Consider the following 13,317-nt stretch of genomic DNA (forward strand, 5'->3'; position numbering starts at 1 on the left):
GATGAAACTCTCAACGGCTCTGTTGAATCGCTGTAAGGCGGTGGATTTCACTGTTTGACGGCACGTTTGATGTTGTAGACGACACACATCAGAGAAATTTCACGGAACTCTCGATACCAGTTACGCGCTCGCACGGCGTAGCCGAGCGAGCGCTTGACGGCTGAGTTGACGGTTTCGGCCATTGACCGCTGAGCGTACCGATCTTCATCAATGCGGGCGTTGTGTGCGTGATCGTACGGAGCGAAGATCCGGTGTTTGATCAGCGGGCGAATGTCGAGTTCACGGAGTCGTTCGCGGAGTTGTTGCTTGTCATAGCCCTTATCAGCGGCTAGAGACCGCAGATCGCCCGCGTTCCGGCGGGCGATCTGCTCACAGAGATCTGCGTCGCTGCCTTCTAACGTCGTCGAGCAGTGAAGATCAAGCACAGCTTGCGTTGCTGTATCGACGAGTTTTGTAACTTTGAGCGTCTGAACACGATAATTCGTTCGGTGGCAGTAGTGACGGCTTGCACGATCTCGTTCATAGAACGTAGCGTCGATCGCAGCGTGCTCAGAGAGGTCGTGTAGCTGTGCCGACTGGCACAGCAACACTCGACAAACGCTCATCTCGATCCGATCAAACGCCTTACACAGCGTAGATGGTGCGGGGAGATCGGCCGTATCAAGGCCGATCTCCCCTGTTATTTGCGGCATTTCCTTCAGCAGATCGATCGTCATTCGATAGGACGTATCGAGGTAAATCCGCAGACAATGCAGGGAAACGAGGGCATAGTCGGCGAATCCGCCGCCACCTTTCGGGGCGGCGGATTCGTCTCCATCGCCAGTAACGTTTGAGCAATCGGCACAACTGCCCCAATGAAGCGGGAGATTTGGGTCATGAACAACTGAAGTCTCCCGCTTCAAGACCTTCGATTTAGCGAACCATTCCGCCGCTGTCTAGTGATTCAACACAGCCCTCTCAACAGTAACTGCCGGAAAATCGGGATCGGCATTTCCAGTTATGGAAGTCCAGATCGGTAATGCCAAAAGTGGAAGAGCAATCCAGACAGTTAGTCCATAGACTATTCCGGCGAGAGTAAGCCGCATACTTGGCCCGTAACTGGTACCCGATTCGACCTCCAGAACGAGAGTACTGAGAGCAGGCTCACGTGTAACGAGAAAGCCGAAAATAATGCCGAGGAAAAGACCATGTGCTAGATGAAGTCCCCACCCGAAACCACCCATCGGTTCAAGCCCGTATAACGAGGGGATAGTCACGGATACGATGTTCGGATAAAACAATCCGATAAAAGCACCAATACAATCGAACCAGCGATACCGCCGACGCCACTGCTAATCACCCAATCCAAATACCCCTCGAAACCATAATCTGTCGGACTTGTTTTCTGATCGTTCATTATCCTCACGTTCCTACCAATGGATGGAAGGACTTCGTAGATACGTCAGTCTCAAGAGAAGTAATCTTCTCCCTGCAGATACAAGGGCCTCTGCCAGACGGTTAGTTCGCATCTCTACGTAACAGCTATTTCAGACAAAATCACATCTGAAGAATGGGATTTCAACAAGACCGCTGCTCCAATCGACAAGGACACGCTGAAAGCGATGCAGAACAACTGCGACAATCTCCTTACGTTCTCCGTCAACGATACTGATGACGTCAGGCTGTTGATGAAGCGATTCCGCGACTATACAGCGGAAGACTTGATCACGACCAACCAGTTCAAAGTATGGACACGGATCCCGCTGTTGGGCGGTTGCTACTCCGAACCCGTGTTAGTTCGGACGTTTCCACCGTATCCACCGCTCCGGGGAACAGACGATGTCGATGAAATCATCGAACGGAGTCTCGAGCGGTATGGGACGGATCCGCTGACTGACAGCGAGATCCTCCGCAATCTCATTTATCGAGAGTACAACGAAGCGGCAAGTCCCGACGCACTCGCTGTTGATCGGGTGATGGCCGAAGCGATTCGTGCCGTCCAGTTACGTGAAGACGTTCGCAGCCAGAACGGCTGGGTACCCGTAACCGATGTCGACGAGGAGGTACTCGATCGCATCGAGAACGGTGACCACACAGAGGACCTTGCAACCGGCACTGATCTCGAGGAGTTCCCCGATGTCCGTCAGGAGTCGCCACTGATCGATGTCGATCTCAGCGTTCGCAATGAAGCGGTCGTGGTCCGATTGACTGACAAGGGCAAAGCCGTTGCTGAACCTGAGACCGGAGATGTCCGATCAGCAGGAGGATCCGAACACGATGCGCTACTCTTTGATACCGAGGAATCACTGACGAAACTCGACTTCAGTGTCGACATTTTCGAACAAGATGGGAGCGACCAGCCCGATGGGACAGACATATCCCGAGTTCGACGTTGAGTTTGCTCTTGAGGCCGAAACGACGATACCGGAGCGGCCAGCGAAGGTCCTTCAGAATCTCAAACGAGCACAGGAGACTAATCGGATTCCGATGTTCGTTGTTCGACCCAGTGGAGACGGCCAGACTTGAGTAGCGGCACGGGTCGAGAACATTCTCGAGCCCCCGATACGGGAGTTGGCAGACGGAACTGAACAGTTCTACAATACGGATGAACTCGTCACGTTTGGTGGCGGAGCGGCTTCTCGTGGCGGTGTGACGGCTGTTCGACCTGCTACTGAGTCACAACGTACTGTCTGGATACGTACCGCCGATGAGTGGGTCCTCACGGATGGCGAGACAGAGTTCACGCGGACATCGTCCGCAGTCGAATTCTCGAAAGATTCGGTGCCTGCCTACTACAGCTATGATCGAGAAACAGGCCAGTATACGGTATACGAGCAAGGCGAGACGCATGTCTACGAAACGTCTGATGCCCTCGAAGCAGATTGGACGACGATCAAACGCCCATTCGTCCCCGCTTCTGATTTGCCAAACCCAGCATACGATCGAGACAGTTACGCGATACTGATTCTGTCGGAAGATGGGTCTGCTCAACTCTATCGCGACGGGAAGACAGCGGCGATGGCGGACGCGCTCGAAACGCTGACGGAGATGAATGGCGCCTCACCACCGTCCGCAGATACCGAGACACAGGTACTCGCTGATAGCAAGCAGAGGAAGACCGAAGATGACCTTCGGTTGGATCCAGACGACGATGGTGTTAGTATCTTCGCTGATCGCTACATTATTGAAGACACTGAGACGTCGATCCCGAAGGAGGAGTTGTACCAGACCTATTCCGCGTGGGTGAGTCGACACGGCCTTGATGGCACTAACAATGTCTGGTTTGCACGGAAGCTTAGTGACCATCTTGATGTCGGCACTAATCGCAGACGAGTTGATGGAGACCGTGTAAATTTCTATACTGGTATTGGACTCACTGAGGAAGGATCTCGGCTTCGGGAAGCAGCGGACAAGTCAGAGGAATGAGTGGAATCGATGGCTTCCCTGTTCGGTCGATTTTCAGGGTATTTCCGAATTCGTATCGCAGGATATGGGCCGAATTGAACATCTCTATGCCAGTTTCTACTATTTCTGTCCAGGGGAATCATCTGGCTGAGTCTTGTTGGGGCTCGCGTGTCCAGTGTAAAATCGAAAGAGGGCAGTACTATCCAGTGTAATCGAGAGTCGAAAACCAACTAGTATAGAGTAGGTTCCACCGGCAGAAACGGGGATGCTCGAGGAGTGGCAGCGAGTGCGTTTTTATCAGACCACAAAGAGGAGTAGCGGTTCAGCAATATGACCGCAGAGAGGTCCGAATGAAAATGACAGATCAGATGATAGGTTCGATCGACGTGGACGGCATTCCGAGGACGTTACAGGAACATGAGCAATGGATTTGTTGGCGGACGCAGCAACGAGATGAAAAGGTAACGAAGGTGCCGATCGTCCCAGGGGTCGGGGACTACGCATCGGCGACGATCCTGAGACGTGGCGATCGTTCGACGATGCGCTCGAGTATTGGGAGTGTGGTGACGTTGCTGGAATCGGATTCGTATTTACGGAGTCGGATGCGCTCGTTGGAATCGATCTCGACGACTGTCGCGATCCAGAGACGGGAGCACCGAGTGAAGACGCTCGATAGATCATCGACGAATTGGATTCGTTCACCGAGATATCACCATCAGGGACAGGCTATCACGTTATTATCCGTGGATCGATCCCTAGTGATCGGAGCCGGCGCGGGTCGGTCGAGATGTATGAGACAGCGCGGTTCTTCACTGTGACTGGCGACCATGTCAACACAACACCGTCTCAGGTGACAGAGCAGCCTAATGCACTCGAGACAGTGTACAACGGGTACATCGCCGAGACAGAGTCGTCTCGAGGAGAGAACAGTGCGAGAACACAGCAAGCTTCTGAGCGCGAGTTCACTGTTGATGAGGAGGACAGCCAGGGCGTGACGCTCGAAGATGAGGAACTACTCGAGCGAGCGCAGAACGCATCGAACGGTGAGAAGTTCAAGCGGTTGTGGCGTGGCTCGACTGCTGGCTACGAGAGTCAGTCAGAGGCAGATATGGCGCTATGTTGTCTGCTGGCGTTCTGGACTGGTGGTGACCAGCAGCAGATAGATCGGCTCTTCCGACAATCGGGGCTACTTCGAGACAAGTGGGACGAGGTCCACTATGTCGATGGATCAACGTACGGTGAGAAGACCATCGAGCGAGCGATTGCGAACACCTCTGAGCTCTACCATCAAGACATTCGAGACGAGTCCTCCGAACCCACTACCAGAAAGGGCGAGCCATCAACCGTCGACAGTCGTGACGAATCGGAGCCGAATCATGCGTATCTGGCTGAGAAGAATCGACTATTAACCGACCGTGTTGATGAGCTTGAAGCTACGCTTAAACAGAAGAACGACCATATCGATCACCTCGAGGCAGAGATCAAACGGCTCAACACCGAACCTGCAGAACGTGACCGAGAGGCTGAACAGACTCGAGAAGAGCAAGCCGGTACGACGTCTGAATGTGATACCAACTCAGGGGCATCCTCTCTGTGGGGACGGTTATTCGGAGATAACTCCAAGTAACATTTCGACTGTAATGTAGTGTTTTTCACCCCCAACAGGAGTGAGGCGTTCGAACTGCCCGAAGAGAGCGTATGAATTCTGAACGACAGCACTCACAAGACCGCAGTATCGATCAAGCATTTCCCTACCGAAATACATCAACATTGTCTTGGCATGATCTGCAAAGGGCAGCCCACCGTCACGAGGTCCAGCGCTATAAGGAGATGTCATCAAGCGCCCAATCCGGACATCGACGTCGAGAAGAGACGAAAGAGAAACTTGATCACCTCCAGCGCGATGATGAGTGTTTCGATGAACTGCTCGAGCGACTGGCGAGCAACGAGGAACTGATTACTGTTGGTGCGTAAGACTCAGAAACTGCCGACCGTGCCCGGGATGCTGTCGCCTGCTCTCGAGAGAACTTTGAGCGATGACGCTTCTCGATTCGTCGATTATAGATGAAGACTCAGTACGTCTGGGGCGGCCGCTCAAGTATCTCGAAGATTTCCTTCGCACGGTATTCCTTGTTGCGCTCTTTGCCCGTAACCTCTTCTAGGATACCTTCGTCTTCTAGCGCGTCAATCGCACGGTACGCGGTTGATCGCTCAATATCGAGCCTCTCCGCGACTGTTTTGGTCGTTACGTAGGGTTGTTCAAAGAGATTGCACGCTAAGCGATTTTTCGCGTACTGGACGCCACCGTACTCGTTCTCGTAGCGGCGTCGCAGTTCATCGAGTGCCAGCGTACGGCCAACGGACTCTTCGGCTTGTTGAGCGACTCCTCTGACGAAAAACGAGAGCCATCCTTCCCAGTCGCCGTAGGATCGAACCGCTTCCATTCGGTCTACATATGTGGATTTGTTTCGATTGAAGTATTCACTGAGATAGAGGTTTGGGCGTTCAAGGTGCCCGACATCATACAACTGAAGCGTGATTAGAAGACGACCTAGCCGTCCATTTCCGTCACCGTACGGATGGATCGTTTCAAACTGGTAGTGGAACAGTGCGATGTTTACGAGTGGGTGATAGCTACCACCAGTCCGATAGTACGTTACTAGTGCATCCATCAGGCCGTCGATTTCTCCCGGTACTGGTGGCAGAAAGTCACCGAGGTGGTTTGGAACCGTCTTGTAGGCACCAATTGTATCGGTATCGACGCGATCGTCCGGAACGTCCGTGAGGAGCGTCTCGTGAAGTTCGTGAAGGAGAGAAACTGAAATCTCTCCGCCGTTGTTGAGTGTTCTAATACCGTCTTCGACAGCCTGCTCGTAATTGAGGACCTCCTGTGTGTCCTTTGTACCTGCTTCACTCGTCGGTTCGATGGAATATCCGTCCTCGGCCTCATCGAAGCTGTGCGTTTCGAGACTGTAGAGAGCGTTGTAGTCGACATCAGCGCCTTCGATTTCGGCCGATTCCATCGCTTCTTTCCGAAGGAGCGAAGTGTAAAGGACGGGCGGAAAGTCGAGTTCGAGACTGATACCGCTAAGTTTGCCGAGCCAAAACGTGGCATCGGCGAGCAGATCATAAAAGTCTGCATCTAACTCGAGATCGCGTGAGGGAGGCAGTGGATCTGGCCTGTAATAAAATTCTCTCCCGTAGGATATGAGTTCCCCAGGCGCCATTTCTTCGATTTCCATGTCTCTCATGCACGTAACCGCTCTACTTCACCTGAGTAAATGAATTTGGCGACACTGAATGCAAACAATACCCCTTAGATAGTAGTATCATTGTGTATCAGTAGGATGTATGCAGCTATAGTCTGATAGTGCCCTGTTCACTCTCACTGGCTCTGGCTGGCTCAATATTACAGTTGCGTGCAGTACCAGCGTTTGAGCGCAAACAGTACATCAATAGATTCGCAGCTATACTCTTATCGCGACGGTATCTGCGAAGCTGGTCTTCGAGGACAGCCTAACTCGTATCGGATTAAATCCGTGTACTAACAATTTGATCCGTCATGGTTTGTTGGGCTGAAAGTGAGAATCAAGGACTGTAATTTACTACCAAGACACTGCCATAGGGTTGATTCGGCCGTTCGACCTTTAGCAAGTGAATCTTCTTCCGTCATTCGGCACTGTCTAGTTACGCAATTCTGGCATAGAACGGCGTTTTAGCGACTGTTATGGCTTCAGTGCTGATCCCAGTGATTGTTTCACCTCGTGAAATATGTACTGAGGTAGCCGAATTTCTGCCGTTTGTATAACAGAGTCTCGTTGTGTCCGATTCTCTATGGTATTTTAACAGTTGACATCGAAACATCACCATCTTCGAGTCCTGCGGTTTTCCGCATATAGACAGTGCCTACAATAGTTATTTATGTATCTATTCAGCATTGTCAAATGCTAACATAAACGTATTTTGTTTGAGTCGACTTTAACCGATTGGATGGCCTTAGCGCGAAAGAACAAGACTCCGACAACGTGGGCGCAGAGTATCTTGCCTTCTCGGAATTCTACAAAGATCCCGTTCCGGACCCGTTGGTCCTCCCAATAGACGGGCTCAAGCCGGAGACCAGTTATACGGTCGAGGTCCGGGCTATTGACGCCTTCAAAAACCAAAGCGAAGGGGTGCTTACGACGGTCGGGAAAACAAAACCCTAGATAGGCGATTCGCCGAGGGGAACTGCTAGATTGAGCTCTCCTGCTTGAGTACTTCAACCGACGGTTGATTGTCGAGTGCTCTCGTCAACCGCGACCCGCTTCGGCTGCGCCTCAAGCGGGGCATAGCCGCTGTTAGCCAGCCGATGCACCCAGTTCCAAACCGCTCCGTGAGAACGTTCAACGCCTAATTCCGCTAAGATCGTTGTTGTCTCTCTGAGCGAACAACTGGTTGACCTCGGACTCGTTGATCGAGACGACTCGACCACGACCACAGCAGCTGACTGCTGAGCCCCTCATCATCGTTGAGCAGTACGCTCCAATCGTGATTACACCGACAGTCCTGCATACGCTTGCACTTCAGGAGGTTGATGATGACGTCGACTACTTTCTCGATCGGTACGGAACTGGGAAGCTCATTGCTGTGTTACGGGGTGCAGGACTCCACTTTGCGGGGAAGACAACACAGCGGATGGTCGCCACCGATATCGATGTTCGGGAGACAGAGGCGATAATGATTATCTCTGCGCTCCAGCCTGCACTCGCTGTTGGGAGAGAACACGACCCGTTCTTCGAGCACCTGTTTCCAGATGTCTCCGACCAGATGGACCTTCCCGATCTCGACGGAGCAGACGGTGCCCCAGCGAAGTCAGAGCCGAACGAGTGAGTACGTTCGATGGGTCACACAAATCCACTGTCCGCTGAGAACGATGTCCTTGTCGATACGAACATCTTCTTCGCAATCGGTCACCCTGCCAATCACCAATACGCACGACTCCGGAGTGCTGTCCGTAACGCTGGCATTGTGATGAAACTTTCTCAACGTGTTATCGGTGAACTCGGCGGTTCAGATACAGAGCGCGTACGGTCAGCCATCAAGGAAGGATGTGCCGAAATCATCGATGCACCGCCCCAACAGATGGTGACGCTGTCGCAGCCAGCGATATCGCTATGCGAACCATCGCGACTAAAACTGATCGACCTGAGCATGAAGTCGAAAAGACAGATATGATTCTCGCAGGGCTAGCTACCCAATACGTCAGAGACCGCTCAACAGGGGGTGTGATCGTACTCACTGATGATAAGCCAGCCAAGTTGGGGATCAAAAATGCCGTCACTGCGCAGGGCTATGCCGACGCAATCTCCGTCTATGGGTTAGCAGATATCATCGGTGACGGTTCTGGTGATTCGATGCGACTGATCTGAGTCCGGTTGAGATGATTTATAATATTTATTTTATCACTTGATCTCGGAATGCTTATCCGCAAATATACAGAAATAGTACTATGCACGATCTGACTGGTTTCCAGCGTGACCTGCTGTACACGATCGCTGGACAGGACGAGCCACACGGACTCGCAATCAAAGAGGAACTCGAGGACTATTACGAGAAAGAGATCCATCACGGGCGGCTCTATCCGAACCTGGATGAGATCGTTGACAAGGGTCTCGTCGAGAAAGGCGAACTCGACCGCCGAACGAATTACTACACGATCACCGCTCGTGGCCGCCGCGAACTCGAGGCTCGACGGGAGTGGGAAGACCAATACGTCGGCGAGTTACTCTCGGAATCAGAGTAACGGAGCGAGTAGAATCATTCGAGTGGTGTGCTGCCAGTCGTGAAGCTAATCTTCTGATTCGAGTCCAGTGTGAGATAGATAGGACAGTATACACATTGCAGACTCAGTGAAGGAGCGGGGGTAGGGGTTATCACTTCAATTCGCTCAAGCAGGCACTCTGGTTTGCTTGACTAGATTGAACTTCCTCTTTCTGAGCCAGATCGTACTGTCTTAACCAACACTCGGGAAAAGACCGTTGTTCTGTTGGTTAATCCGTATGGCGCCATAAAGGAACTACCAGTTGCGTATGCTTACGACTCGTTGTGAGTGAATAACAAACACCGTATTAATTGGATGGTCGTGATATGGACGACCTCACGGGGTTTCAACGAGACCTCTTGTACGTGATCGCTGGCGCTGACCGCCCATCCGGGCAGGATGTCAAAGACGAAATTGAGCAGTATTATACTAACGAAATCAATCACGGACGGCTGTATCCGAATCTCGATACTATTGTTACCAAAGAACTCGTTGAAAAAGGCCAACTCGATAGAAGAACCAACTATTACGCGCTTACAGAAGATGGCGAGCAAGCCATCACGGACCGACAAGAATGGAAAGCCCAGTATATTGACTAACTGTTGGAGAGGCAGTATTCCTCCGCTATCTCGAGTAGCAACCTAAACACTGGCAGGCAAACAGAGCGATGACTGTTCACACTCGACGATCGCAAGGACCGCTCGGACCGAGTGATACTGCCTTCAACTCAATCACCCAGTTGGCCGTCTTCCGTCAGGGTTGGCTGGCTGCCCGTGACGTCGACGAGAAGGGCAAGTGATGCAGCAGACGCTCGCTGGCTGTGCCTTCTGCGACGCCCCGCCCGGCACCGAGGCTGACGAGGCGCATACCTAGGGGCAAGACAACCGAGTCACCCACCCGATCTGTGTCGACTGTGCCGTCCAGACGCGGCCGGACCCGACGAGTACAACCACCACGCCTGCGACGGACGTGGACTCGTCGTCGACGCGCTCACGGCGTCACCGGCGTTTCACGCCGGCTTCCAGCGGGACCTTTGGTCCTGCCCGGCCTGCCACCTACTGGATGTGCGACCTCGAGGAATACCGCGTCTCCGACACGCGGTCTGGATAGTTGATGACCAATCAGGCTAGGAAACCCGATCCTGTATTCTAGCTCATATCTGATTCAGACGATGCATCGATGGAACTGAGACGAGGACTCATTCCGGTATTTCGTATCGGTTGGAGAGTATCCCTATCCACGATAGAGAACGTATCCAATAAGGTGCATCACATGGGCTCAACGCACAGACTCCGGTATTCCCCGCCGTCAGATCGTTGTCGAAAGACGCCCAATGCGATCATCGGTTCCTTCGACAGCGCCTTTCTCCTTGAGACGACTCAGGATATCCTGTAGTTCAGCCGTGGAGTAATCGAGTTCTTGCCGCAGGGTGGGTATCGATTTCGGTTCGTCGAGGGCGTGAAGCACTTCGAGTTCCTCGTAGACGCGCTCTGTGATCTCCGCGACGGAGTCATGTAACGGTGTCCTCACATTATGTTGTTCGGTGAGATCAGTCAACGCCTCGTTCACGTAGGTCACGAACAGCTCTTGCTCCAGTAGTTCTATCTGTGCAGCGAGTTCTGCTTCAACAATGTCGAAATCGAGGCCAGTCTGCATCAGCGAAAACATATCCTCGATATCGTCCACCCGTCCGGCGACCGCTTTGAACAGGAAGATATCTTCTGGGCTCACGAGTTCGACCACAAGATTCCCCGGGTCGAGATACCGCTCGCTCCGCTTGCGAATCCCTTCGGAGAGAACCAGTTTTCGATCACCTGCTGATTGAAGATGTCGATCCGACACCCGTCATCGTTCTTGAGGATTCGCTGGGCACCGAGTTCTTCGTATGCTTCGTCTGGTTCTCGAACGATATCGTATCCCAACTCGAGCAGTACTGCCTGGAGCTTGCCCAGATCTGCGCCGGACGCGACGATGAGATCGATATCTTTGGTCGTGTCCTTGAGCCCACGGAACGCCATCGAACCGCCGCCGATCAGGAAGACGGTAAGCGGTTCGTCTAGCTGCTGGCCGATATGTTCGAGTTCCGGCCAAATATACGAACTGTTGAACCGCGCCCTCATACTGTTACCCCGTAGTCCTCAGCCAGTTCCTGAAAGTCCTCCCACTCGGGAAGTCGAGACGTCCGCTGCTCACCGCTCGTGTCGAGATACGTACAAAGATCCTCGACGAGTTCGTTGACGTCGTACGTGACGGCCTGGGCACGTAGACAGACTTGAGCTCTCTAACTCGATTATATCACTGCTCGAATGTCGGTTCATCGAGCTCAGAACGATCATAGTCAGATGCACTGATGACCGGGATGTCGAACTCCTCTTTTCGAACGTCATCGTCGGTTACAGCAAATACGAGGTCGATACTCTCTGGCATCTCCCATCCAACCTGTGAATTCAGACTCGTCGAGGTAGCCTACGACGATTTTCTCTCAACTGCTTTCCTCCGGTACTATTGGAGTGTCCTTCGTCTGTTCGAACTCATCTCGAATGAGTTGGCGGAACTCAACTAAGTCATCCTCTTGAAGCCGGTTCGGCTATTTGTCCTCAAATTCAAACTGTCGTTAAGAGGATTAAATTTATTTATGCACATAATATAGGTAGAAGTATGGGAGAGAAAAAACGAACGGTCTCCTCAGTAGATGACCTCAACCCGGTCATAGATACCGACCTCCATCTGACGGAACAGCAGGACGACATCCTACCATATCTTGAAGAGCCGTTCAACAAGCTCCTCAACGTCAACAATCAGGGGAAACGGGGACAAGTAGAGGGCGGCTACCTAAGCCAGTTGTACCCTTCAGCAGGCCATCTCACTCCGACCGATACCGGTCGAGCCGAGACCGACGACGTTCGGGGCCCCGAGGACGTTGAACGCGCGATGGAACTCCTCAACCTCGACGACGCCATCCTCACGCCTGGCCTGAATCTCCGCCTCGGGTTGGTCCACCACGACGAACTCGCGGCAGGGTTCATGACCGCCTATAATAACTGGTTGCTCGATACTATCCTCGACGAGGGGTACCACGGCTCGATGGTCGTCACACCCCAGAAGCCCGAGAAATCAGCCGAGGAAATCGACCGACTGGGTAATGAATCCCAAATAAAGGCCATCATGATTCCCGGCGGTGGCGTCCATCCGCCGCTAGGTCGCGAGCAGTATTTCCCCATCTACGAAGCCGCCGAGGATGCCGGACTCCCGGTGATGATCCATAATGCCGCGACCGGCATCGTCGGTAACTACCCCATCCAGTGGCGCGGCACGAAACGCTACATCGAGGTCCACGTCCCCTACCACTCCGCCGAGCAGATGTGGCACTTATCAACTATGCTCACGAACGGTGTCCCGGTCCGGTTCCCTGACCTTGACTTCGTCATTCAGGAGTCGGGAATCGGCTGGATTCCGTACTTCATGCGGCGTTACGACAACGAGTACGGCAAGAAGCAGAACGACGCGCCGCTGCTAGAGAAGCGCCCAAGCGACTACATACGCGACCACTTCTTCTTTACCAGCCAACCGACCGAAGGCATCGATGATCCTGAGTATCTCTGTCACACCATTCGGATGTTCGACGGTGCTGAGAACCTCATGTTCTCGACCGACTATCCCCACTACGACTTTGACTACACCGACACACTGCTGAGTTCGCTCCGCACCGAGTTCGACGACGACGAGATACAGAACATCTACGGCCGGACCGCTTCAAATGTATTCGACCTATGAGCGGGAAACAAAAACACTTTGTTACGACCGCAGACGAACTCGACGAAGGCGAACACGTTATTGTGGACGTCAAGGAGCTCGAGATAGCGGTATTCAACCTCAACGGGGAGTACCACGGTCTCCTTAATTACTGCACTCATCAAGGCGGCCCTGCCTGCGAGGGGCGACTAACCGGAGAACTCGTTGAAGACGAAGATGGCGAACTCAGCTACGAGCGCGACGGTGAGTTCGTCTGCTGTCCGTGGCACGGCTGGGAGTTTGATATCAAGTCGGGCCATAACCTCGCACGACCCGACGAGTACCGAGTACCTACCTACGAGGTCGTTGAGGAGGGCGGCGATCTCTATGTGACTCTCTAA

Annotated in this window: 8 protein-coding genes and 8 pseudogenes; 11 read left to right on the forward strand and 5 right to left on the reverse strand. The window is 52.9% G+C overall.

The annotated features are described in order from the left end of the window. Positions 1–47: 47 nt before the first annotated feature. Positions 48–877: pseudogene (locus tag K6I40_RS05985) on the reverse strand (IS5 family transposase). Positions 878–1,601: 724 nt separating this feature from the next. Between K6I40_RS05985 and K6I40_RS28905 the strand changes: the two are divergent. From K6I40_RS28905 to K6I40_RS06000, 4 genes and pseudogenes are all read left to right on the forward strand, one after another. Then, positions 1,602–2,375 (forward strand): hypothetical protein, encoded by a 774-nt coding sequence (locus K6I40_RS28905; RefSeq protein WP_345779372.1) that lies wholly within the window; start codon positions 1,602–1,604, stop codon positions 2,373–2,375. Positions 2,376–2,550: 175 nt separating this feature from the next. Further along, entirely contained in the window at positions 2,551–3,405 is an 855-nt protein-coding gene (locus K6I40_RS28910; protein WP_345779373.1) for a primase-like DNA-binding domain-containing protein, read from the forward strand. Between the two features lie 335 nt (positions 3,406–3,740). Next, a pseudogene (locus tag K6I40_RS05995) lies at positions 3,741–5,011 on the forward strand (hypothetical protein). Between the two features lie 203 nt (positions 5,012–5,214). Next, a complete protein-coding gene (locus K6I40_RS06000) occupies positions 5,215–5,358 on the forward strand; it encodes a hypothetical protein (RefSeq protein ID WP_255681460.1) in 144 nt (47 codons plus the stop codon). Positions 5,359–5,456: 98 nt separating this feature from the next. Here K6I40_RS06000 and K6I40_RS06005 read toward each other — a convergent pair whose 3' ends face one another. Then, a complete protein-coding gene (locus K6I40_RS06005) occupies positions 5,457–6,635 on the reverse strand; it encodes a Fic family protein (RefSeq protein ID WP_222913690.1) in 1,179 nt (392 codons plus the stop codon). A gap of 1,031 nt (positions 6,636–7,666) precedes the next feature. Further along, positions 7,667–7,822 (reverse strand): annotated as a pseudogene (locus K6I40_RS06010) (IS6 family transposase); the annotation flags it as partial. Between K6I40_RS06010 and K6I40_RS06015 the strand changes: the two are divergent. The 5 genes and pseudogenes from K6I40_RS06015 to K6I40_RS28915 form a co-directional block, all read left to right on the forward strand. After that, positions 7,809–8,253: pseudogene (locus K6I40_RS06015) on the forward strand (hypothetical protein); the annotation flags it as partial. The pseudogenes K6I40_RS06010 and K6I40_RS06015 sit on opposite strands and share 14 nt — an antisense overlap. Positions 8,254–8,262: 9 nt before the next feature. Beyond that, positions 8,263–8,792, forward strand: a pseudogene (locus K6I40_RS06020) (hypothetical protein). Positions 8,793–8,872: 80 nt separating this feature from the next. Beyond that, a complete protein-coding gene (locus tag K6I40_RS06025; RefSeq protein ID WP_222913692.1) occupies positions 8,873–9,166 on the forward strand; it encodes a PadR family transcriptional regulator in 294 nt (97 codons plus the stop codon). A gap of 344 nt (positions 9,167–9,510) precedes the next feature. Continuing rightward, positions 9,511–9,783: a helix-turn-helix transcriptional regulator gene (locus K6I40_RS06030; protein WP_222913694.1), complete on the forward strand. Its 273-nt coding sequence runs from the start codon at positions 9,511–9,513 to the stop codon at positions 9,781–9,783. A 199-nt stretch (positions 9,784–9,982) separates the two neighbouring features. Beyond that, positions 9,983–10,294, forward strand: a pseudogene (locus K6I40_RS28915) (hypothetical protein). Positions 10,295–10,492: 198 nt separating this feature from the next. On the opposite strand, the pseudogene K6I40_RS06035 reads toward K6I40_RS28915, so the two are convergent. Then, positions 10,493–11,304, reverse strand: a pseudogene (locus K6I40_RS06035) (DUF6036 family nucleotidyltransferase). Then, positions 11,301–11,450: pseudogene (locus tag K6I40_RS28920) on the reverse strand (transcriptional regulator TrmB); the annotation flags it as partial. The pseudogenes K6I40_RS28920 and K6I40_RS06035, both read right to left, overlap by 4 nt. A gap of 392 nt (positions 11,451–11,842) precedes the next feature. Here K6I40_RS28920 and K6I40_RS06040 point away from each other — a divergent pair. After that, positions 11,843–12,958 carry an amidohydrolase family protein gene (locus K6I40_RS06040; protein ID WP_222913696.1) on the forward strand — a complete coding sequence of 372 codons (1,116 nt, stop codon included), beginning with the start codon at positions 11,843–11,845 and terminating at the stop codon, positions 12,956–12,958. Then, positions 12,955–13,317, forward strand: coding sequence for a Rieske 2Fe-2S domain-containing protein (locus K6I40_RS06045; RefSeq protein WP_222913698.1), 363 nt, complete (start codon positions 12,955–12,957; stop codon positions 13,315–13,317). The genes K6I40_RS06040 and K6I40_RS06045 overlap by 4 nt, the downstream gene beginning before the upstream one ends.

The sequence above is a fragment of the Natrinema sp. SYSU A 869 genome (genome assembly GCF_019879105.1).
In the GTDB taxonomy this organism is placed as follows: Archaea; Halobacteriota; Halobacteria; order Halobacteriales; family Natrialbaceae; genus Natrinema.